The organism is Aurantibacter sp. (assembly GCF_039941195.1).
GTDB lineage: Bacteria > Bacteroidota > Bacteroidia > Flavobacteriales > Flavobacteriaceae > Aurantibacter_A.
Genome location: NZ_JBDVFA010000100.1, coordinates 1 through 25161 on the forward strand (window position 1 = coordinate 1; position 25161 = coordinate 25161).

Here is a 25161-nt window from a genome sequence, read left to right on the forward strand (position 1 = left end):
CTAATAATGCGTCTTGATAATTAAGTGTAAACGGTATTCCTTTATAATTGAAGCGCAAAGGTTGTGATTTTATATTTTTAAATGTTTTTAATAGACGTTCTTTTAAATTTGGGTATCGCTCATTACAACTTTCATTTTCCTCACAACGTTTTAAAACTGAAAAAAGAGAATGTTCAAAGTCTATTATAGAATTGTTTAGGTGAGCTGTTTCTGGAGCTAAAATTCCCGCAAGTACTGCACTTCGTATTCTTTTAGGATAATCGCGCATAATTGTAAGCCCTAGTCGAGTACCATAAGAAACACCCCAAAGATTCCATTTTTCGTAACCCAATATCTTTCGTAAATCTTCAAAATCCGCGGCATTTTCTCTACTGTTGTATCCTGCAAGATCTATACGTTTTCTTTTCATATTTTCTTTACAAATGGATAATATGGAGTCTTGTAACTTAATCTCTTGATGTGAATTTAAATCTTTTCTTAAAATGGTCATCATGGCTTTGCCAATGTCGGTGCAATTTGCTTCAGATTTCCCTGTCCCTCTTTGATCCATTAAAATAATATCTCTATCATTTCTTAGTGAATGATTTTTCCAAAACCCTTCCATTACTATGGTTGCACCTCCGGGTCCTCCTTGCAGATAAACGATAGGATTTTTTCTAGAGGTAGTATCTTTTGCTTTTAAAATTTTGTATTCTAAATTGAGTGTCCTAGAATTTGGATTATCTCTATTTTCAGGAACTTCTAAAATACCATCTATGATTATCCCCTCTGAATCAGAAGAACAAGCAAAAAAGAATATTGAAAATAAAAGAAGTAAAAAGAATCTCATAGGTTTAGTTGATGGCTACCTAAGATAGAAAACTATTTTCAATATAACTATTTGATTACATCCGATTTCGTTCTTCTTGTGATCCTATTTTACGATCTCTTTTTTCTTTCAATTTTCGATTTCCAAAAGGAAAAGAATACGTTGCCTGAAAAACTCTTTCTGATAAATTATTATCGCCAAAGGTTCTTACACCTAATTCTGGCTGATGGTATTCCCATTTTTCGGTACCAGCAGTGGCAGTAAGGTCTTGAATGCTAAATGTGAGTGTACTCGAATTCATGAATTTTTTACTAATTCCTAAGTTGATATAATGCTTCTTAAATAACTCTTGATCACCCGATAAGTACGGACTCATGTACCGTCCATCAACATTAGCTGTCCAAGAATTCCCTAATTCAAAAACATTGGTAAGCTGAGCAGTAATTGTAAAAAGGTCTTTCTCGAAAGGAAGGGGACGATTTGATGCGTCTTTTACTTTTTTGTATGCACCATCTAGATTCCAGTTCATTTTCCATAGTTTGCCAACCTTTATTGGGAAACTCATACTTAGCAATAGCCCATCCATATAATCGAAATTTATGGGAATACTGGTTTGTAAATTCTGTTCCTTATTTACAGTGTTGTAAAAAGATATTGCACCTTTTGTTCTGTTAACCTCAAAAGCAATTAGAAAAGAACCTTGAGTAAAGGCCAATCTAGCAGCATTTGTAAAAGAAGGTCTAATACGTGTATTTGAGGTTACAAATAAACTCGGATCCATTAATAAATAGAAACCGGCTAAATTCCAAAAAGCAGGACGTTCTATTCGTCGATTAAAAGAAAGCGTTAAGGTCTTTATAGAATCTATTGCATAACTAGTTCGAACAACTGGGAATAAATTGGTGTAGGATATACTGTAGTCATTGTCTCCAGAGCTATCTTTTAGTTCATAGTTATACTGCTCTAAACGGACTCCTAAGTTACTTTCCCATTTATCATTCCACTTTTTTTGTACAGAACCGTGGGCGGCCAAAATCTTTTCGTTAATGTCATCATTCATTCCAAAGGATTCATCTTCAACCCAAATACCTGAATCTCTATTGTGAATATTTGAGACGGTGTTCGAATTGTTGAAGGTGCCTTTAAGACCTGTTTGTATAGTAGTTTCATTTTTGCTTTTCCATTCAAAATCTCCTTTTATAGTATATATTTCGAATGCTGAATCGCGATTTGCTTCTGTAGCATCAATGTTATCCTGAACTTCTAAATATGAAAGTTGTGAAGAATTTACTACATCTAACGATACTCTATCTAGATCTACATTTAATGAACTTGAAGGGGCCAATTGCCAAAAATAGTTTAGATTGGCGAAAGTATTTGAGTTTGGATTGGAGATATTAAGTAAATAATTTAATTCAGTATTAATTATGTTGTTCACACTACCTATTGAATTACTGGTGTAATCTCGACCAGACATATTACTTTTCGTGTATCCAAAAATTGCACCAACGATTTTGTTTTGATCTATTTCAAAATCGGCACCTAAAGTAAATCCAACAGAATTGTTGTTAGGCTTAGTGAATCTTAATTTGTTTTCGTAATAATATTGATCTCCTAAATATTCAAATTCTCGATAATGATTTATTTGCCACAATGGCGATTTACTTTGAGAACCAGTAAGCGTGCCATATAAATTTAATTTTTTATTTCTATAGTTTAAGTCAATACTGCCATTCCCTTTTTCCTTTTTTCCTATACCAAGTGTTAGACTTGCAGTCCCATTTAAACCTAATAAATTATTCTCTTTCATTACGATATGAATAATACCGGCAGCGTTGTTAGCATCGTATTTTGCAGAGGGTTGATGAATAAGTTCAATTCGATCTATATTTTCGGCCTGCATGGCTTTTAGTTGTTGAATTAAGGCTCCGGTAGGTACTCGAGAAATTCTATCATTAACCATGATTAAAACTTCACCTTTATTATTCAAACTTATGCTGTTCGAGTTTTCTTGTACAATTACTCCTGGTGCTTTTTGAAGTACTTGTAGTGCGTTGTTTCCGCTGAAAGTTGGTAGGGAGCCTACATTCAATATCAAGCGATCATTTTTTTGTTCAAAAAGTAATTTTCGACCCACAACTGCTACTCCTTCTAATTCCTCATTTTGTATTTGTAATTGGGTGTTGCCTAACGAAAGTTCTTCCGAATTTTGAATTTGTACCTTTTTGAAATAAGGCTTAAAACCAAGAAGCGAAATTTTAAGAATATAATTTCCTACCGAAATATTTTCGATTAAATAGTCGCCTTGTTCATTACTCGTAACTCCTTTAATTAAAACAGAATCTTTTTGTTGTAGTAATAGAATATTCGCAAATACAATTGGTTCGTTATTAGCATCATAAACTTTACCAGTAATCGAGCTGTTTTGAGCATGTACAACTTGCCCTATTCCAATATAAAATAGGATGAATAAAAACCTTTGTATATGCGAAAGTTTCATTTTCAATGCCTTAAACTTTAACGCTTCTAACCTTTTTTGAATTTCGTAAACGGGAAAATCATCGGCACTCGTTTCTGATATGCTTCGTAATCTTTACCTAAGATTTTTTTCAAGTCTTTTTCTTCTAGAAATTTAACGGCAATTAGAATATAGGCTGTGGTAACCATGGCGAAGAGTAATCGGCCATAGGTCATAGTAGGGGCTGCCCAAAATGCTATTATAAAACCCAACATTAATGGATGTCGCACCAATTTATAAAACCAATTGACTTGAAATTTCGGTGATGTTATCGTTTCGTTTTTAAAATTTTGATAAATCTGGGTAAGTCCAAAAAGCTCAAAATGATTGATCATAAAAGTGGAGAGAAATACAATTGTCCAACCCAAAAAGAACACCGCCATTACTATAATTGAAGTAACATTTTCGGTCTCCCAGACTATAGCTGTCATTGGCTGCCATTTCCAATAAATGAGTAATAGTGCCAAACTGGACAGTAAGATATATGTACTGCGTTCCATAGCCGGATTAATAATCTTAGTGAACCATTTTTTAAAAGCAGGCCGTGCCATAATGCTATGTTGAATTGCAAAGAGGCTTAAAAGACCAAGGTTAATAAGAAGCGCAGGTATCAGAGAAATTTCTTCCCCAGAATCTATCGATTTTGGTACGAAAAGGTTTCCGACAAAGCCGATTGCGTAAAGAAAGGCTACTAAAAAAATAAGGTAAGCGATGATTCCGTAAATTACTATGAGTACTTTTTTCATGATTTTTGTTTAAAAGATTATTAATTGCTTGTTCGTGCAGTGATCTGCAATACTTTTTAATCCATAGACCATACATCATTTAATAAATCGGTCCCTGTTGACCCACCAATTACCCAAATTTTGTCTTTAAATGAGATGCCAGTATATGCTAATTTCCCCCTAAACGAGACTTCTTTAATAACCTGGGTCCAGGTCTCAGCATCGGAGCTATGCCATATATCATTTAGGCGTGATGAGCCATCATAACCACCTATGAGCCATATTTTATTATCAAAAATTAAGGTGGTATGATCTTTTCTTTTGGAGAAAAGTTGACTAGAACTAACCTGGGTCCAAGTTTTACCATCGCTACTTTGCCAGCTATCGTTTAAAAGACCATTGAAATCACTTCCTCCTATAATCCATATTTTATCATTAAAGACTTGGGTAGCATAGCCATACCTATCAGAAAAGGGTACTTGAGAATCTACATTAGTCCATGTTTCACCATCACTACTTTGCCAAATTGTATTCATTGATTTGGCGGGCCCAGAGAGACTACCAATGAACCATAATTTATTTTGATAGACTACTACTGATTGGTCAAGACTTAGAGTAAAAGGAAGGGCTCCATTAATTAAGGTCCAGTTTTCACCATCACTACTTTGCCAAATATCAGTTAATGAATCTGCGCCATTATGTCCGCCAATTACCCATATTTTATTATCAAAGACAACGGTAGCATGAAACCTTCTTTTATGAAAAGGTGCTTCTGCGGTAACTTGAGTCCAAGTTTCTCCATCGGTACTTTGCCATACATCATTTAAGGTTGATGTACCATCATAACCGCCAATGACCCACATTTTATCATCGAAGACGACGGTTGTATGATTTCTTCTTTTTGAGAAGGCTGCATTTTCGGTAACTGCGGTTTCGGAGATTTGCAAATCTCTTGTGGTAAAACTAAAAACCGCACTAGAAGTCGTATTCCCTTCTGAATCATCTGCTTCTACTTTCCAGAACAAGTCTTGGTTTAGAGGCAACCTTTCCTCTAAGGCGAAGCTGGTTTCAGTTATAGAACTTGCAACAGTAGTAGTTGGATTACTATGGCTATCTACAAAAACTTTATACGTTACTGGGTCACCATCAGGATCGACAGCGGCATTCCAGCTAAATGTAGGTGTTACCGTTACTTCAGTTGCTTCATCTATAACCGCTATTAATGCAAAGGTTTCAGGTGCTCGGTTGGGGGTTTCAATCTTCTCAATTGGCGTTTCTGTTTTCTCTTTGGTTATTTGATTATCATCGCTACTACAATTGAAAAGTGTAAATGCGAATGTGAAACTTAACAGAAACTCGATATTATTTTTCTTAGACTTCATATTAGTTATTTTAATAATGAAAGTGAATTTTACTCTTGGGTCCTATAAATCCAATAGTCGTTAAAGATGAAGAGAAAGCATATACAATGTCTAACAAACATGTTTCACTCTTGTTAAGCTTTAACTCGGGCCTTTAAATTATGGTGCAGAACCTTTAAATAATGTGACAATTGCTTAATTATACAAGTCTGCTTAAACTTGAAGACCTACTTTTGATTAGGATGTATTAAAGCATCAAAACTTCAACTAGGTAACATTTTTACATGACCATTTATATGATTGGGTAAAAGACAAATTTGGAAATAGCACTATTCTTCAAATTCGAAGTGAGCTATTAGTTCTTCATAAGTCATTTTGTTAAAATCAATGTTATGTTTATTGGAAACTCCAGAAGAATTATTATTACCAGATACAATTGAAGAAGGAGGAATTATAAATATTTTGAATTCATCAAAAGTTACTTCTGTAGTATATGCTATTTGACTACCTAGCTGATATAGTGTTACCTTAAAATCAGAACTAGGGCCACCCGACAATATAGCACTGCTTCCGTCTACTGCCACCCTTGATTCAAATAAACCGCCGGCTCCTCTCCCTGGAACAGGAATCCATTGTTTTTTAGTAATAAAAGAATTCCCAGCATTGGGTGTTTGATAGATATTAGCATAGAACCCTAATATTAGATTTTCATCTATATCAGATAGAGAGATACCTTGCATAGCATAAGTAACAGTGCCATTAGTAATGGTTTCTGATTCATATTCCAATAATAGAACATCTGCATTTCCATCTGTACCATCTTCACCATCTGCGCCATCTGCGCCATCGGTTCCATCAATTCCGTTTGTACCGTTTGTTCCAGCTGTGCCGGCTGGGCCAACAGCTCCATCTACGCCATCTTTAGAACATGACGTAATTGCTAATGAAAAAAGGATTAAAGTATATGCGAAAAGTTTCATTGTTGTTTTCATAATATTTGTTTTTAGTATTATGATACAATGATATTATACTTCTATAAAAATGGTGTTCACCATTTTTTCAATAAGATGTAGTATTTGTGAATTTGGTGTAAAATGCGTGTGTTATTATTGCATTCGGTGCAATAGTGAGTGTGTAAATTACTATAAATCAATTTTTTGTCTCTTCGCTTGGTGGATGGCCAAATTCTTCTTTATATGCTCGACTAAACCAGGAGGTATCGTTAAAACCTACAGCATATGCTATTTCGGAAACAGATTTAGAAGTGGTTTGAAGCAGTTCTTTGGCTTTTTCTAAGCGAACTGATCGGATAAAAATTGCGGTAGATTTATCGGTAATAGCTTTTAATTTACGATAGATCTGAGATTCACTTAAACTCAATTCTTTTGCTAATTGTGTTGCGCCAAAATTTGCATCGTCTAAATGATTATGAATACTTTCAATAATATGCTTTAAAAATTTTGTTTGCGGATGTTCTAACTCTTCGTTCAACAATGAAGAGAATCCGCCTTTCCCTAATTTGTTTATGAGCTTTTTGCGTACTAAAATCAATTGATCTAGTCGGGTAAAAAGTTCTTCTTTATTAAATGGTTTTGCTAAATAGGCATCTGCCCCAATCGATAAACCTTTTAATTTATCCTCGAAAGTTGCTTTAGCTGTTAATATAATTATAGGAATATGATCTGATCGTTCATCATTTTTTAGGGTCTTACAAACCTCAAAACCATCTTTGCCAGGCATCATTACATCACTGATGATGATATCGGGCACGCTTTCGAAAGCCATAGTAATTCCATCGATTCCGTTTGCAGCATGAATAGTATTATATGTCTTGCCTAGGCAGGTTTTTAAGTAATGAGCAACATCCATATTGTCCTCAATAATTAGTACCAAAGGTAATTCGTTAGTGGTTTCTGTATTTACAGATACTTTTTTCGATTTGGTTTTGATTATTGGAAAGGTCGAATCTAACGAATGTGAAACTTGCGATGTTGTTGAGGCATTATTAGTAACAGGTATTCTAACACTAAACTCTGTTCCTTTACCAAGTGTACTTTTAACTTTTATAGTACCATTCATTAATTCAACAAGCTCTTTTGTAAGTGCTAAACCAATGCCTGTGCCTTCATTTTTTCTGACAGTTGAGGCATCTACTTGATAGAAACGATTAAATATGTTTGGTAGTTCGTGACTTGCGATACCAATACCATTATCCTTTATTTTTATGGATAAATAAGATTGGTCTTTCTGATTTATTTTATTGATATGAACAATAATTTTACCTTGCTCTTCTGTAAACTTAATGGCATTTGAAAGTAAGTTAGCTAGAATAGAGGTGAGTTTTTTACCGTCAAAATCCATTAATAAGGAATCTATTTCACTGTAAATAGTTAAATTTATTTCGTTTTCTTGTGCAAAAGAACTAAAACTTTCACCTAAATATTTTATAAACGGAATAACATTGGACTGTACTAATTGTAATTCCATATTGCCACTTTCGATTTTTGAAAGATCCAACATCTCATTTACCAAGTGAAGTAAGTTGTTACTATTACGTTCAATCATTTCTAATGAATTTTGAACGCCTTCAGGTTTTTTGTTTTGTAAATCAGATTTAATTGCATCTGTCATGCCTTTAATAACCGTAAGTGGTGTTCTAAATTCATGGGTGATGTTTGTGTAAAGACTGTTTTTTAGTTGACTTACTTCCCTAAGATTATTGCTTTCAGAAATAGCTAGTTTCTTTGAAAGTTGAAAACGATAGAATCGGTCTGCAATAGCAACTGCAATTCCCGCATATATAAGATAAGCCCACCAGGTCGTCCACCATGGTGGCTTTATAGTAAATTGAATAGATTTTGTTTTATCACTCCAAACACCATCACTATTCGACGCCTTCACCTGAAAATTATAAGTGCCCGACGCTAAATTTGCAAATCGAACTGCACGTTCATTCCCTGCGTTTATCCATTCATCATCTAATGGAGCCAGTTTATATTGATAAGAGTTTTTCTCGGGATTACTATAATGCAAACCAATATATTTGAATGAAATATCATTCTGATTATGCATAAAGTTAAGGGCATCATATTCATTTTTATTGATTAAAAAATTCTCTTCCGAAATCAATAAATCACTTATAGTTACCTGTGGTGGATTAGGATTGCCTTGAACTTGCGAAGGATGAAAAGAATATAAACCATTAACGCCTCCAACATATAATTGATCATCACTTGCCAACATGATACCTGTATGGTAATAGGCTTTAGGAAGACCAACGGCAGATATCTCACCAGTCTTGATATCAAATTTTGCAGGCCCGACTTTTGTATTAACCCAATATATACCTTGATCGCCTTTTGTAATATATAGTCCATCATTGCTCGGAAGTCCATCCTTTTTGGTGTATTGTATATAAGATTTGTCTAAAGGGTTCAAACGAATCAAACCTTTCCCCCATGTACTAATCAAGAACCATCCTTTTTCATCAACGATTAGGTTAACCATTTTAAATCCTTTTAGAAATTGATTAAACTTATCGCGCTGACGATCATATAAGTATAAAGTGCCGTCATCTTTGAAATCTGATGCCCAAAGATCACCGTTTGAATCAATTAATACTTTGTTTATAACAAGGTCATCGGATAATTGGTTACCTTCTAATATCTTAAAACGCTTAAACGTCTTCTTTTCCTTATCAGAACGAAATAATCCACCCGGGCCTGCACTTAACCATAAATACCCTTCCTTATCTTCACAGATACCATAAGGGGTATAACTAAGTTTATCCAATCCTTCATCATCTATTGTTAATCTAAAATGTGTAAATACACCGGTTTCAATATTCATACGGTCGATGCCACCATCCCCTGCTTGAGTAAGAACATCACCATTTCCTAGACCTACCCAAAGTGTACTTTCGTTTTCCTGATAGATTGAACGCACTACACTATGTCCTATACTTTTAGTATTATCTTTGTTATGCAGATAATAGTTGATTTCGTTTGTTTGTAAATTCATTTTGCCTAGCCCATGTCCCACAGTTTCAATCCATAAAATTCCCGGATTTAGCGACGATTCATAGGCCGCTTCGGCGTTCATAAAATTGGTGTTCAAATGGTATTTTAATGCAAAAAGATCTTTTTTAAAAAGGCCGCTACCCATAGCACCTCCAATCCATAAAGTACCTTGCCTATCTTCACATATCGCCGATAAGGTCTGAGGGCTAATAAGATTCAAATCATAGTTTTTGAAAGTATTGGTTTTGGTATTAAAATAATTGATTCCCTTACCTGTGGTTCCAATCCAATAATCGCCGTTTTTGCCTTGATATATAAGATTGACCTGTGGGTCTTTACTCCTATAACTCTCTTTTGAATATGGTGCATGTATTTGGTTAGGCTTATTTTCATCAATATTAATTCTACTCAATAAAGCAGACGTTGGATTATATAAATGAAACCCAGATTTGTAGGTACCGATTAATATTTGACCTTTTTGGTCTTCATAAAGTGCACTAATCCGATTATCTACCAGACTATTTGGATTGGTAGGGTCATGTAAAATTTGGGTGACGTTCCCCGAACTGATACTAAAACAAATCAGCCCTGAATTTGTTCCTATCCATAAATTATTATTTCGATCTACTATTAGATGGTCTATACTTTTATTATCGAGTGATATAGGATCAGAAGGTTTATATAATAATTGGGTAAAGCTGTTATTTTCTTTATCATATTGAAAAAGACCACCATTTCTTGTGCCAATCCAGATATTTTTATTTTGGTCTTCAGTTATAGCGATAATATCCGTTAATGCTGAATGGTAATCGATTGGAGGGAATTTATCAAAACAATCACAATCTGGATTATACTTTCTAAGAATAGATATAGATCCTACCCACGGAATGCCTTTAGAGTCAACATATAAAGCTTGATTATTATCACCAGGTATATGAGAGTCATCTCTATATGTCTTAGCCTCAATACCATTGTATTTTATTACGCCTAAATTTGACAACATCCAAATATATCCTTGCTGATCTTGAGCTATTGCTGAAACACTATAAACTTTCTCTCCTTCAATTTCAATGTTTACTTTTTGAAAGTTGAATTCATTAGTTTGAGCATAAAAAGAAATTCCGGTAAAAAATAGAGAGAAAATGAATGTGAAAAGAAATTTCATATTTATAAATTGATTACACAACTAGAATGAAATATTCTTACGAAGATTTTACTCCGATAATGAAAATATATTATGACTTACGACAATTTGTATAGTAAGTTATGTTCAAGGGGGGAAGAATTAAAATAAGTAAATATTTATGTGTTATGCAAAATATTATGTGTTATTGGCTTCAATTGATGGAATAATAACTATAATGTAAGTGCTTTATGTATCAATGTTGTTTCAATCTCAACCTAATAGTTCAATTTTTTAAAGGCGTTTTTATTGGTATATCAATACTAGAGAATCCAATTTTATTATATAAATTTTTATAACGTGGGTCTTGTCTTATTGGAGCTAATAAGGGTTCTTCTCGTAGCCATGTCATTTCAACCTCATGACGATCATATGATTTTTGTAACCATTCGAAGGTCTTTTCGTAATCGCTACTATGGGCATAGTACAGCGCTATAAACCAAGCAGGGCTTCCTGATGAACCTTTTTTATACGCGTTTTGCATTTCGTCTAAATGCTTATTTGCTTTTTCTGTATCGCCATCCATTATAGCATAGACAGTATTAAACCACATTAAAATTGGAGGGTAATCAGGGAATTGAGTTATTATTTTTTTTAATTGAATTTTGGATTTATCATATTCGCCTAAATAAAAATATAGTTTAGTGGATTCCCGCAGATAAAACCAATTGTCATTAAATAGAGGGTCAGTTTGATTTAAAATTTTTAAACTCTCATCATTGGAACCTAAAAAGAACATAGCCTCTGCTTTAAAGAATGGATAAAAAACATTGGAGGGATCGTTTATCGCAAGATGCTCAACAGTTTTAAGAGTGTGTTCAGGCCTTCCAGTTTTTATGGGGTAATCAAGAGAAATAACAGATGGTTTGTTGAGGAGGGAATTGTTTACTAATTTTTGATAAAATTTCTCAACAAGTTCAAAATTCCAATCATAAAAAAAGCGTCCTGTATTAAGCTCTTCTTCAACGCGTAAATTTGTGGGTTCTAATTTTAGTGCTTGCTCTAATAAGATTCTTGCATTGCCCCAAGCTATTTGCTCATCGTAAAACCCCCAAACTGATCCGCCCATATGCCAAACATTAGCCATGTCTATATAGGGTTCTACAAAACTGGAATCTGACGCAATAGCATTCTTATAAAGTTTTATAGCATTGGAATAAGATAGTTCGTTTCCTTTTTGTCTTTGGAATTCCCCTTGAAGATAATATGAATAAGCAGCTTTACTTTTCGTTGGAACTCTTTTAATATCGACTAATTCTTCTTTTGCAATTACCGCATTCATGTTTGAAGCAATATTTTCTACTACTTCAGATTGTAATTGAAAAATCTCATCGCTTTTCCATTCTTTTGTATATTCTTCAGACCACAGATGAAAATTAGAACTACCATGAATTAATTGCAGATTAACCCTAATCTGATTACCAGAGATTTGAAGATTACCTTGTAAAATGTTGGTTACTCCTAATTCTTGAGTGATGTCTTTTAGGCTTTTATCAGACTTTTTATATGATTGGATTGATGTAAATGGTATTACATTTTTAATGGCTTTTATCTTGGTAAGTCTAGATATAATTGCATCAGTCATTCCATCAGAAATATATTCTAAATCAGGATTCCCTGTAAAGTTCTTCAAAGGTAGTACCGCAATAGTTTTCTCTTCAAACTTTTCCACAACATTTGTTGGAACGCTGTTTTTCTGAGAATTGGTGTAATAAAAAATATAAATTATTGTTAGTAAAAATGCTATTAGAGTGGCCCAGATTAATTTTTTGGTACTCTCTTTTTTGGGTATGTTGTTTAAAGTAGCACCGGAGTTGGTTTCGATTTTTTGGTCTACGGATGAATCGTTAACATCTGCTGTAATTCTGGATTTTGCTTCACCGGGCGTAAAACCATAAAACTTATGAAAGCAAGTGTTGAAGTAAGTAGGACTACTAAAGCCTACTCTATAGGAAGCTTCAGAAGCTGTAATATCTTCGGTGGTTAGGATTTCAAATCCTCTTTTTAAACGATATTCCCGAATAAATTGGCTTGCAGAAACGCCCAGTAATTTCTGTAATTTTCGATGTAAACTCGATCGACTCATACCAACGGCTTGGGAGAGACTATCAACTCCAAATTGGTCATTGTTTAAATTAGACTCAATTTCTTTTATTAATTTGTTAACCAGCGTATTTTTCGATGGATTACTTTCAATCTCCATAGGCGGTATACGGCTTTAACTCGTTGGATTAATTTATAATAGAGGGAGCCACAAGTTAATCAAAATTGAAAGTAGCCGAAAATCAATTGTTTAGTTTATAGTAAATAAATGTTTCAAACAATCTCCTTAACTTTATTTCCATCACTTTTATATAGAATTATACTATTGCTATGAAGCCAAAAACAAAGAGAAATATCTCACGCATCGCACCCTTTGGGATTATATGGTTGTTGGTAGGCTGGTTTGTTTTATTTACACAAGAAGCAGCGATAGGCAATGTAAATGTGAATCCTAGTTCTGCAATTTCACTGACTTTTGAGGTTTTTATTTTTGCAAGTGTGGCGGTAGTTTTGGTTGGTTTTATGGTTGGTGCCATTGAGATGTTCTGGTTGCGAAACCTTCTCAAAAAGAAAAGTTTTTTCAAAAATATTATCTATAAAATGTTTTTTTATATGCTATTCTTTTTAGTGTTAATTCTTCTTTTGTACCCAATTGCAGCGAGTATCGAGTTAGATGTTTCCCCTTTACACAGTGAAGTCTGGCAAAAATTTCGAAACTTTTTAAAAAGTTTAGATTTCTACAGCACAATAGTTAGTTTAACTTTTAGTCTCTTTTTATCCCTTTTTTATTCAGAAATAAGTGAGAATTTAGGCTATGGAGTCCTTATGAATTTTTTCACTGGAAAATACCATAAGCCTACCGTAGAGAAGCGGGTTTTTATGTTTTTAGATATGAAATCTTCAACCACAATTGCAGAAGAATTGGGGCATATTAAATACTTCGAATTATTAAAAGAATATTACTCCGATTTCTCTAATGCCATTATTCAACATTATGGAGAGGTGTATCAATATGTAGGAGATGAAATTGTAATATCCTGGGAGTATAAGAATGGTATTGCAAAAAACAATTGTATTCAATGCTTTTTTGCTATGAAAGATAGTCTTGCTAAAAAAGAAGCGTGGTATGCCAGAACTTTTGGGGTGCACCCTACTTTTAAAGCAGGAATGCATTATGGAGAAGTTACAACAGGAGAAATAGGAGCATTAAAAAAAGAAATTATTTTTACTGGAGATGTACTTAATACTACTGCCCGAATTCAAAGCTTATGCAATGAATATGGGTCGGATTTACTTATTTCTGCAGCATTAAATGATGAATTACAACCGAATACTAACTATAAAGCTAGTGGTGTTGGAAATGAGGTGGCACTACGAGGGAAAGAAAATAGTATAGAATTGTTTGCAATTACGAATTGATATTTCATCATTTTGCATTTTCTTTTAAAATTTGGATTTTTTGAGTAAGTTTATTATCCCCCAAGTAGTTAATTTTTATTTGGACCAATGCTAACTCCTTTTAATACCAAGTCTATTGCTGTACTTCCATTTCTGAATATTGGAAAAGAGGAAAACGAATATTTTTCAGATGGAATTACTGAAGAAATCATAAATGCACTTACTAAAATTGACGGTCTAAAAGTTACTGCTCGTACCTCTTCTTTTTTTTATAAGAATAAGCCTTTAGATGCAAGACATATAGGAAACGAATTAGGTGTAGAAACCTTATTAGAGGGAAGCGCTCGTATTATAAAAGAACGTGTTCGAATTACAGCCCAGTTAATTAGAACAGATAACGGGTTTCATATTTGGTCGGAGAATTTTGATCGAGACTTATCAGATATATTCGAATTGCAAGACGAGATAAGTTTACTCATCGCTGATAAGATTCGCGAGAATTTTGGTCATTTTGAAATACAAGATTCACTAGTGTCTAATCCAAATATTTCAACTGATGCTTACAACGATTTTCTTAGGGCAAACTCACTTATTAGTCAATTTAATAAAAGTGATTTTAAAAAGGGTATTGCCCTGTTGGAAACGGTGATTAATCGTTTTCCGAATTTCGCTTTAGCATATATACATATTCATTATGCATACAATAGTATGGCTGCTGGTGGACTAATGCATGTAAAAGAGGCGTTTGATTTAGGTGAAGTTTATTTAGCAAAAGCTCAAGAATTGGACATGGCGTTGCCCGAAGTACACCATTCATTGGGTTGGAACGAATTAAATAGAAAATGGGATTTTAAAAGTGCGGTTAATCATTTGAATAAAGCACTAGAATTAAAGGCAAATTATTCCGATGCACATCAGAAATTATTTATTACACTTATACTCGAAGGTGATTTAAAAAAAGCTGATTTTCATATTAAAGAATCATTGCGTTTAGATCCATTAAGTGATTTGAACAATTACTTTATGGCGTATAATAACTATGTGAATCGGAATCATAAAAAGACAAATTTTTATTTTGAAAAATGCTTTGAACTTAACAATAAATTTATCGTTGGGTATGGTATTTATGCGTTAGCCTTAGTGGATCAAAATAAACCAGATTTGATATTTGATGTTGCTGATACCATTCCAGAAATTGAGGGTGCAGCTACAGAACAGTTAATAATGAAAACATTGGCAACAGCTGCAAAAAATCCTAATGAAAAAATGGAGTCTAGTTTGGATAAATTAACACTGTTGTTAGGGTCTGATAGTAGCGAACGTGTGCGCTTTTTCCTGATTTTTATTTATACCCTATTGAATAAATATGAAATGGCTTTAGATTTAATAGATGAAGGTATAAAACGAAAAGAACCTTTAATGACTTTATTAAAAGTTGATCCTTTGTTGAAACCTTTATATGCTCAAGATCGTTTTAAAAATGCGCTTAAAATAATATTTGCACTTTCTGACGTTCAGAACTATCAAGAACCTGAAAAAAATAAGTCCAACTTACTCTCAAATGAAGATGCAAATCATTTTTTAATATTTTTAAAAGATTATATAAGTGCAAACAAGTCTTTTCTTAATCCTACCATATCATTAAGAGAATTAGCTGCTGAACTAGAACTGCACCCTAATAAATTGTCATGGTTGCTGAATGATAAAATCGGACAAAATTTCAACGATTTTGTCAATACGTATCGACTAGAATATTTCAAAGAAATTTCAGTAAATCCAGATAATAAAAATATTACTCTTTTAGGATTAGCTTACGATAGCGGTTTTAACTCTAAGACCGTTTTTAATACTTTTTTTAAAAAAGAAACTGGTATGACTCCAAAGCAATGGGTGCGCAGAAATAGTTAAGTACTTAGGCCAATTCATTTGTATAAACTTTTATTAGATAAGATTTTTCGCTTCTAAGGTCCTTCTTAAATTAGATTGATTTTCCTTAAAATGATTCTCAATTTTTTCCATTACTTCGTTATATTGTGGATGGTCTTTTATAGATTTCATTACCGGATCTAATCTCATAAATAATAACATCCAATATTGATAGTTGTCTTTGGTTACAAATATATTTAGTTGCTCAATAGCTTTATCTCTTTTACCCTCATAAGCATATTTTACAGCCAAGCTAGCACTTTTGTAAATAGAATTATCTTCTGCGCAATAATCAGCATAGGCATTTAAAAAGTGCTTTCCCCTTTCTTCAAATCCCATTTTTTTATATGATATTCCTATTTTGATATTTTCATGAGGATAAATATTTAAATCGTTTTTTTCCTTTATGGTTATAAATTTATTAAAGTACTTATAGGACTTTTCATAGTTTTCTTGGTAGTAATAAAATTTGGCAACTTCTTGCAAAATGTCTAGACGTGTTGTGTCTTTTTGATATTCATTTTTTAATTGTGCTGTAGTCGCTTTTAGATCCCTATTTTTAGCATATAAAATCATGGTTTTCAAATAAGGGGAATAATTGTTATTAGGATTATAATCGAGTGATTTTTCAATATAGGCGTAAGCTTCATCAGTAAATCCATTTTGAATAAGTGCATTACTAAGGTTTAAGTAAATAAAACTTTTTCCTATAGAGTCGTTGGCTGCGATATCAATCTGATTTCCCATTAATGCATATTTTAAATGTTTTCCAGTGTCTGGTAAATAATTAGAATATATCATAGTGAGCACTTGAATTACAGATGCCGAATTAGGGTTGTATTCCAATGCCTTTTCTAGATGTGGTAGGGCCAATCGATATTCACTAGTATACATGTAATAAAGGGCCTTTGCAATTAGACTTATATCAGATTTTGAATCGTAAAGTAGCGCCTTGTCCGCATAATTATTTATTTCTTCTTCGTATTGTTTCTGATTTTGAAAAACGTCTAAATAATAATATGATATTGAAAGATGTGCATAGGCAAGTGAGAATTTAGGGTCGTTATCGATAGCTTTTTTAAATAATGGTATTGCTTTATCTAGACCTTCTTTAGTTCTTGAATAATATGGTTCAAGTGCCTTAAGATAATAATCGTAAGCGATAAGATTCTCTGTGGGTACTTTCTCAATTTGTTCTAATTCTGCAGGGGTTACAATAGCCTTAATTGAGACTGCTATTTTACTGGCAATTTCATTTTGTAAAGCGAATACATCTTTAACCTCTCGTGTATATTGTTGCATCCAAATTGGTCGGTCACTTGAAGCATCTATTAATTGGATGTTAAGTAAAACTTTATTTCCGATCCTTTGCCCACTGCCTTCTACTAAATAATTTACATTTAACTCTTCAGCTATTTCCGGAATTCCAACACCTGTATTTCTATATTTCTCTACCGAGGTTCTACTAATTACACGTAAATCTTCTATTTTCTGTAGATTACCTAAAGCAGATTCCATTAGCCCGTTTACAAAGTAGAGATTGGTGGAATCGTTACTTTCATTTTTAAAAGGTAATACAGCAATGGATTTTTCAACTTTTAGTTCTGGTTCTATTTTCTTTTTAGTGTAGTTCACAAATACTATTGCAAGTATAATTAAGGTAGCTACTGCAATTATAGGTCTCCAATACTTATTTGTAAAAGGTTTTGAGATAGTTTCTTCTTCCTGTTTTTGTTTGCTCATTTCGCCAGGTGAGTAACCATACTGCTCACGAAAACATTTTATAAAATACGAAGTGCTACCGAAACCAACTTGATATGATATCTCAGAAATGGTTAAAGATGAGGTTTTAAGTAATTCCTTGCCTTTTTCTAAACGGACTTTTCGAATAAATTGACTTGCAGAAAGTTCGGTTTGTTTTTTGATTTTTCGAAGAAGGTTCGAACGACTCATATTCATTGCTGCCGCTAATTCTGATACACCAAACTGTTCGTTAGAGAGATTCTCAGAAATTATAACCTCTGCTTGTTCAAGAAATTTAGAATCAATGTTCTGATTGTTCGACATGCTTTTTTTGCTTCAACGAATGTAGATATTTATGTAAATATACTGAGGAGGGAGCGATACCAATTTACTGAATAATTAGTCATTTGCGTCATAATTTATATGCTTGCGTCATAGTTTTTATATCGATTTGAAAAATTTATACAATCCTCCGCATAGCTCATAGGCCTTGCTTACATGGTCATCTCATCTTTGTGGCAACAAAAATATAAACATATATAAATTTTAAAATCATGAAAAATTTTCAATTCAATTCTTTAAAAAGCGTAGTAAATATTTCGTTGGCTATTGCTCTTCTAACCTCTTCATGCGCTCAGACAAATAATAAGCCTAAACCTGATACCGTAAAAAGTAATGCGGTTAAAATGGTTATTGAGAAACCAAAAATGGATGTTCAAACAGCTGTTTTGTCAGGAAATGTGGATGTTGTTAAACAGCATATTTTGGCAGGTACAGATTTAAATAAAAAAGATGCTATGAGTGGGTCTACTCCCTTAATCACTGCCATTACTTTTAACAAAAATGACATTGCGAAAGCGCTTATCAATGCCGATGTCGATTTAAATATTAAGAATAATGATGGTTCTACAGCATTACATGTAGCTTCTTTTTTTGGGCGTATAGAAATGGTTCAAATGCTTCTAGATGTTAAAGCCGATAAGAATGTGCGTAATAATTTTGGGGCTACAGCAAGAGAGACTGTACAAGGCTCTTTTGCCGAAGTAAAACCTATTTATGAAATGCTACAACAACAATTGGGACCTCTTGGGTTACAACTCGATTTGAATGAAATCGAAAAAACACGTCCGGTAATCGCAATAATGCTTCAATAGGTATCTTAAAAACAACTGCAATGGAAGCATATAGAAGACATGATATCGATTGGTTACGGGTTATTGCTATTGGTTTATTACTTATTTATCATATTGCCATTATTTTTCAACCCTGGGCTATGCTTATTGGATTTATTAAGAGTAATGAATCTTTGGAAGGGTTATGGAAACCGATGACCATGCTAAATGTTTGGCGTATTCCATTATTGTTTTTTGTGTCGGGTATGGGATTCTATTTTGCAATGCGAAAACGGAATTGGAAGCAATTATTACTCGAGCGAACAAATAGAATTTTGTTGCCCTTTGTTTTTGGTTTTGTGGCTATTACACCATTGCATATGTTTATTTTTCAGGAGTACTATAATTTGCCATTAACGTATTTTCCGAGTGTGGGTCACCTTTGGTTTCTAGGAAATATTTTTATGTACGTGTTTTTATTGTTGCCAATTTGTATTTGCCTAAAAAAGTATGAGCGTTGTAAATTTAAAAAAGGGTTGTCATGGTTAATGAGTCACCCTATCGGACCTATGACGATTACTCTTTTTTTTATTGCTGAGGTTCTAATAGTAAAACCTCAAATATTCGCTTTATACGCCCAAACTTGGCATGGATTTTTTAATGGATTTCTCGCTTTCTTTTTTGGGTACATATTGGTTTACAGTGGTAACGCATTCTGGCAAACGGTATTAAAATGGAGATGGCTTTATACCAGTATAGCAATCCTATTATATGGTTTAAGATTCATAGAATTTAATATGGAAGCTCCAAGCTATCTCATGGCTATTGAATCTATATGTTGGATTTTAGCTGTATTCGGTTTTGGATATAAACATCTGAATAAACCAAGTACAACACTTAGCTATTTAAGTAAAGCAGTATATCCTGTTTACATAATTCATATGTTCGTGTTATTTGCTGGTGCCTCACTTTTTTTGCCATTGAATATACATCCTACATGGCAATTTATTGCAGTAACAATATTCACGATTTTAATAAGTGGCTTTATTTATGAATTTATTATCAGACGGATAAGTTTCTTAAAGCCGCTCTTTGGTCTAAAATGGAATGCAAAACTAGTTTTAAATTATCGAGACATTATAAAAAAGTTCTAAATCTCATTTAAGAAGTTCGGATACGTAAGTACGAGCGTTTAGCACTCCCATCATTTTCATCTTTGTTACATCATTAACCTTAAAACAATCAAAAAATGAAAAAACAAATTTTACTTCTTATGACTATGGCATTGTTTGGTATCAATGCTAATAGTCAAGAAACCTACTTAGATGTGGTTGTCAATTATACCCCAACCTCTATGAGTTTTGGTAGTAATAACGACGATTTAAAGGATTTTAAAAAAGGATATTGGGGTTTACAAGCTGGCGCCTCTTTTCAAATGGGGATTTCAGATTATTTCTCTCTGGTTCCGGAACTTTATTTTGTAATGAAAGGCACAAAATTAGAAAACAATAACCCTTTAACGAGACAAGAAACTCGTATTCGCTTTAACACTTTAGACTTGCCGATACTTGCTCGCATGCATTGGAAGAAGTTTTATTTAAATGCTGGCCCGGTGGTGAGTTATAATTTGCATGGTCGAGTTAAAACAGAAGCTAATGAAACTTTGCCTGGAAGTAAAACGAGGATGACATTTGGATCAGATTCAGGTGATTATAGTCGTTGGGATGCTGGAGTACAATTCGGATTGGGATATGGGTTTCAATGGAAGAAATCGAGACTGCTGTTAGATATGAGATACCATTATGGTATGGTAGACATGGGGAATGGAACAGCTATGTACAATCGATACTTCAACATGAATTTATTGCTCGCTAAAAAATGGAAAACAAATCCATTATCTAAAGCTAAGAGAAGAGATTTAACCTTATGGCAAGAAATCGATAACCAATCATCAATCGATTTTAACTAATACTATTGGAGTTTATTCATCATGAAATCAATCAAAATAACAGCGAGAGTAGCGGGCATATTGTACTTAATTGTAATTGTATGTGGAATATTCGCAGAGAAATATGTCCGCTTAAACTTAGTCGATTTATCTGATGGTCTTCAGACTATTAAGAATATTTCGCAAAACGAATTCTTATTCCGATTAGGATTTGTAAGTGACCTACTTATGCAATTGGCTTATTTTCTATTGCCTTTATTTCTTTATCACATTTTAAAAAACACAAATAATTGGCTGGCACAAATTATGGTTTTAAGCGTATCGGTAGCTGTGGCCATAATGTGTGTAAATATGCTTAACCACTACATGTCATTCCTACTTATTGAACAAACAGAAATGAGTAGCGAAGTTTTGCAAAAACAGGTGTTACTGTATTTGCAATTGCATAAGGATGGTTACCACATTGCACAAATATTTTTTGGGTTGTGGCTCTTACCATTAGGACTTTTAATTAACCAGTCTCCATTGTTTCCTAGAATTATTGGAGCTATGCTAATTATGGGTTGCTTCGGTTATTTAATAGATGTAGTGCTGTATTTCCTTTTTCCAATAGAAAGCAATCCTATTTCAACATGGTTAACCTTGCCTGCTGACCTAGGAGAATTTTCACTTTGTCTCTTCCTTTTAATTAGAGGTGTGAATTCTAGAACCTTTTTAATAAGTACTGAATCATAAATACGAACGACTGGAGATGCATTTCATTGAATATTTGCATCAGAATAATTAATCAAATAAATATAAAATCATGAAAGTATTATCAAGAAAAACACCAACATCATCAAGAGAGTTTAGAGTATTCTCAAATTTTAAAAACAGTAAAAGAGTTCGCTGGGCTGAATATCGTAATTACAGCCATTAAAGAAGTTAACATCAATTTTAATCATCAATCAATAAACAACAAATGCCCTTCTAATAATCAAGGAAGGGCTTAAAAACCAAAAATCATGGCAGTATTAGCAAGAATTATTATTTCAATAATATTATCACTATTTTTCTTAACCTCATGTACTAACGACGACAATGTTGTAGCACTTCCAGCAGCACCATCAAATGCTATGACGGCTGCAGAATTAACGACATATTTTGAAGAATTAACCCTATCCACAGAATTACCCGGTTTGGCTATCAGTATTGTAGAGGACGGTTCTATTGTATATCAAAATGCGATTGGTCTTGCCAATATTGAAAATCAGAATCCATATACCAATCAAACCATTAATGGTATTGCGTCTATTAGCAAAACTTTCGTTGGAGCCGCAGTAGCGAAAGCAATTGAACAAGACCTATTTACTTTAGAAACTCCTATTAATGATTTACTTCCTGTAGAAGTAATAAATTTAAAAAGACCGGAGGCGATTATAGAGGTAAAGCATTTAGTTACCCACACTTCTGGTATAGTAGATAATATGGAATTTTACCTTCCTTATGACTATTTCTTTTTACCTGGTCAAGATTTAAATACTAACGGTGCAAATATTCTTAAAGAAGCAATAGGTATGGAAGCATCTAACCCTGTATCACTTGCAGATTATATGGGGGAATATTTTTTAGAGGACGGCGAGTTTTATAGTACAGACAGCTATATTGATGCAGCTCCTGGTAGTACTTGGGCTTATTCTAATACGGCTACAGATTTAATGGGCTTTATTATTGAAACTACTTCCGGTATGTCATTTGATCAGTATGTGAAAACTTATGTTTTGGACCCTTTGCAAATGAGTTCATCAACCTTTAATGTTTTAGAAGTGGATTTAAATAATATGGCAACACCATATTTAAATAAGGATACAGCGTTTCCATTCTATGGAAATCAGGGTTACCCTGAAGGAAGTATCCATGCGACAAATGAAGATTTAGGAAAGTTTTTGTTGGATATGACGAGAGGACTAAAAGGTGAGTCGTCTGTTTTATTTGGTTCTACGTACTACGACTTGCTTTTTACTCCACAATTAGCAGACAATATTGTACCCAATGAATTTGCTGAAAATCATGGATTGTATTGGTATACGAAAAATGGAAAATGGATGCATGGAGGAAATAGTCTCGGATTATCTACTCATATGGAAATAACCAAAAATGGGAGTAACGGTTTTATTGTTGTGACTAATATGGATGGAACATTTTATGAAAACGAAGAGAATTGGACAATTGTTAAACAAAAAATTACTGAAGGCGTACAAGCCTTTTTAGAGGATAATTAAAATAATGGACACGGATAGGATGTCAAAAGTAATTTGAAAAAAGAGTATTTACTACGACATCCTTATCTAACACTTAAATATAAAATCATGAACCTAAAAATATTTATTCTTTTGGTATGTGCAAGTAGTACAACCTTTGCGCAAAAGTTGGAGAACGCACATAAAAAAGTAGATTCCCTTTTTCAAGTACAGCTGGATCAAGAAAATGTAAAGAATAGTTTCTTAAAAGTTTACTCCGATAAATTTGGTATCAATTGGAATTATGCTGAAGGAAGTTTTACAGATGGAACAGAAGTAACTGACCAAACTCCTTTCTTATCTACAAGTATAGCAAAAACATTTACAGCCACTTTAATTATGATGCTGCAAGAAGAAGGAAAATTAGCAGTGGAAAATTCAATTTCGGAATACTTGTCTGCAGAAATAATTGATGGATTACATATTTACCAAGGTGTAGATTATTCTAAAGAAGTTACAATAAGCCAATTGTTGCAGCATACTTCAGGAATTCCAGATTATTTTGAAGATGCCCCTAATGAAGGTCCGGGTTTTATGGAGCTCTTATTTACAGACTCGGATAAAATGTGGCAACCATTGGAAACCATCAATTTCGCTAAAACAAAATTAACTCCGCATTTTGCTCCAGGATATAGCTATCATTATTCTGATACTGAATATGTTTTGTTGGGATTATTAATCGAGGAATTGGAAGGTAAATTGTTGCATGATGTTCTTGCTGAAAAGATTTTTAGTCCGCTACAAATGAAAAATTCGTACATGCATTTACGTTCAAAACCTATAAATAATAACATTGGCAAGTTGGCCGAATTGTATGTAGATGACGCTGAAATTAGTTCTTTTAAAAGTCTGAGTGCAGATTGGGCTGGTGGTGGTTTGGCAACTACATCTCAAGACCTTTTACAATTTCATAAGGCATTAAATGAAGAAGTTTTAATTACAAATAAGAGTTTAAAGCAAATGCAAGAATGGATTGAGGAATCTTATGGATTCGAGTATGGTTATGGATTGCGGAAGTTTGAATTGAAAAAATTAAACCCTTTAGTTGGGAATCTTTCACTTATAGGGCATTCAGGGACTTCCGGAGCTTTTATGTATTACAGCCCTGAATTGGACGTGTACCTAACGGGTACTTTCAATCAAACTTCTTATAAAAAAAAGCATGTGATTTTTATGCTTCAGGTGTTGGAGGTGCTGAAAAGTTTGTCGAATTTAAAAAGCTTGTAAATGAAAAATAACACTGTTTTATTGGCTGGAGCAACTGGTTATTTAGGTGGCTATATTGCTAAGGAGTTGGAAACAAGGCAAATTTCCACGAAAATACTAGTACGAAATATTGAAAAGGCAGCTAAACTAACTTCAGAAAATACTCAAATTATAAAGGCAGAAGTTACAAATTCTGAAACCTTAAAAGGCCATTTTAAAGGGGTGGATACTGTTATTTCTACGGTAGGGATTACTCGCCAAAAAGAGGGACTTACTTATATGGATGTTGATTTTCAAGCAAATATTAATTTGCTAAAAGAAGCTGTTAAAAGTGGAGTTCGAAAATTTGTTTATGTATCTGTACTTAATGGAAATCTGCATCGCAACCTTAAAATACTGGAGGCTAAAGAAGCTTTTGTAGATGCCTTAATTGCATCAAATATCGAATATACTATCATTCGCCCCAATGGTTTTTTTTCTGATATGAAAGACTTTTTAGAAATGGCGCAGAAAGGAAAAGTCTATCTTTTTGGTAGTGGTGAACAAAAATTTAATCCCATTCACGGTGCTGATTTGGCCATAGTTTGCGTTTCAGCCATAGAAGCTATAAAACCTGAGATTAATATCGGAGGTCCAGATATTTTAACTCATACTGAAGTTGCTAAAAAGGCGCTTCTTGTTTGTGGTAAACCTATTAAAATAGTACATCTGCCACATTGGATAAGGAAATTGGTTATTTGGTTTTTAAGAACTTTTACCTCTTCCAAAACTTATGGGCCTTACGAATTTTTCCTAACCTTAATGGCTGAAGATGCAATTGCTCCTCGTTACGGCACACATCGTCTTTCTAATTTTTTTCAAAGTGAAATGGATAGTTTAAAAAAGTAACTAT

General features: G+C 33.4%; 17 protein-coding genes. 9 read left to right on the top strand and 8 right to left on the bottom strand.

Annotated features, from left to right (window positions below):
* The 7 genes from ABJF52_RS17175 to ABJF52_RS17205 all read right to left on the bottom strand — a co-directional run.
* On the bottom strand, positions 1–829 hold an 829-nt coding region (locus ABJF52_RS17175; protein WP_348153108.1), incomplete at its 3' end, for an alpha/beta fold hydrolase.
* A 55-nt stretch (positions 830–884) separates the two neighbouring features.
* A complete protein-coding gene (locus tag ABJF52_RS17180; protein WP_348153110.1) occupies positions 885–3308 on the bottom strand; it encodes an outer membrane beta-barrel protein in 2424 nt (807 codons plus the stop codon).
* A gap of 26 nt (positions 3309–3334) precedes the next feature.
* The gene (gene mddA / locus ABJF52_RS17185) at positions 3335–4072 is read right to left on the bottom strand and encodes a methanethiol S-methyltransferase (RefSeq protein WP_348153111.1); all 738 of its coding nucleotides are present in this window, start codon (positions 4070–4072) and stop codon (positions 3335–3337) included.
* Positions 4073–4128: 56 nt separating this feature from the next.
* Positions 4129–5433, bottom strand: a complete 1305-nt coding sequence (locus ABJF52_RS17190) for a kelch repeat-containing protein (protein ID WP_348153113.1) — start codon at positions 5431–5433, stop codon at positions 4129–4131.
* 308 nt (positions 5434–5741) lie between these two features.
* Positions 5742–6404 (bottom strand): hypothetical protein, encoded by a 663-nt coding sequence (locus tag ABJF52_RS17195; protein ID WP_348153115.1) that lies wholly within the window; start codon positions 6402–6404, stop codon positions 5742–5744.
* 157 nt (positions 6405–6561) lie between these two features.
* Entirely contained in the window at positions 6562–10596 is a 4035-nt protein-coding gene (locus ABJF52_RS17200) for an ATP-binding protein (protein ID WP_348153117.1), read from the bottom strand.
* A 244-nt stretch (positions 10597–10840) separates the two neighbouring features.
* Complete coding sequence (locus ABJF52_RS17205; RefSeq protein WP_348153119.1) at positions 10841–12817, bottom strand: helix-turn-helix domain-containing protein; 1977 nt, start codon at positions 12815–12817, stop codon at positions 10841–10843.
* A gap of 170 nt (positions 12818–12987) precedes the next feature.
* On the opposite strand from ABJF52_RS17205, the gene ABJF52_RS17210 reads away from it, so the two are divergent.
* Together ABJF52_RS17210 and ABJF52_RS17215 are read left to right on the top strand one after the other, a co-directional pair.
* The gene (locus ABJF52_RS17210; protein ID WP_348153120.1) at positions 12988–14076 is read left to right on the top strand and encodes an adenylate/guanylate cyclase domain-containing protein; all 1089 of its coding nucleotides are present in this window, start codon (positions 12988–12990) and stop codon (positions 14074–14076) included.
* 87 nt (positions 14077–14163) lie between these two features.
* Positions 14164–15963 (top strand): helix-turn-helix domain-containing protein, encoded by a 1800-nt coding sequence (locus ABJF52_RS17215; protein WP_348153122.1) that lies wholly within the window; start codon positions 14164–14166, stop codon positions 15961–15963.
* 33 nt (positions 15964–15996) lie between these two features.
* Here the strand turns inward: ABJF52_RS17215 and ABJF52_RS17220 are convergent, their stop codons facing one another.
* A complete protein-coding gene (locus ABJF52_RS17220) occupies positions 15997–18048 on the bottom strand; it encodes a helix-turn-helix domain-containing protein (protein ID WP_348153124.1) in 2052 nt (683 codons plus the stop codon).
* 230 nt (positions 18049–18278) lie between these two features.
* On the opposite strand from ABJF52_RS17220, the gene ABJF52_RS17225 reads away from it, so the two are divergent.
* The 7 genes from ABJF52_RS17225 (at position 18279) to ABJF52_RS17255 (ending at position 25157) form a co-directional block, all read left to right on the top strand.
* Positions 18279–18878 (top strand): ankyrin repeat domain-containing protein, encoded by a 600-nt coding sequence (locus ABJF52_RS17225; RefSeq protein WP_348153126.1) that lies wholly within the window; start codon positions 18279–18281, stop codon positions 18876–18878.
* 20 nt (positions 18879–18898) lie between these two features.
* Complete coding sequence (locus ABJF52_RS17230; protein ID WP_348153128.1) at positions 18899–19990, top strand: acyltransferase family protein; 1092 nt, start codon at positions 18899–18901, stop codon at positions 19988–19990.
* A gap of 95 nt (positions 19991–20085) precedes the next feature.
* A complete protein-coding gene (locus tag ABJF52_RS17235; RefSeq protein WP_348153130.1) occupies positions 20086–20805 on the top strand; it encodes a porin family protein in 720 nt (239 codons plus the stop codon).
* A 21-nt stretch (positions 20806–20826) separates the two neighbouring features.
* On the top strand, positions 20827–21519 hold the full coding sequence (locus ABJF52_RS17240) for a DUF4386 domain-containing protein (protein ID WP_348153132.1): 693 nt from the start codon (positions 20827–20829) through the stop codon (positions 21517–21519).
* A gap of 269 nt (positions 21520–21788) precedes the next feature.
* On the top strand, positions 21789–23045 hold the full coding sequence (locus tag ABJF52_RS17245; protein ID WP_348153134.1) for a serine hydrolase domain-containing protein: 1257 nt from the start codon (positions 21789–21791) through the stop codon (positions 23043–23045).
* Positions 23046–23132: 87 nt separating this feature from the next.
* Positions 23133–24290 carry a serine hydrolase gene (locus ABJF52_RS17250; RefSeq protein ID WP_348153136.1) on the top strand — a complete coding sequence of 386 codons (1158 nt, stop codon included), beginning with the start codon at positions 23133–23135 and terminating at the stop codon, positions 24288–24290.
* Entirely contained in the window at positions 24291–25157 is an 867-nt protein-coding gene (locus tag ABJF52_RS17255) for an SDR family oxidoreductase (RefSeq protein WP_348153138.1), read from the top strand.
* The last annotated feature ends 4 nt before the right edge of the window (positions 25158–25161 follow it).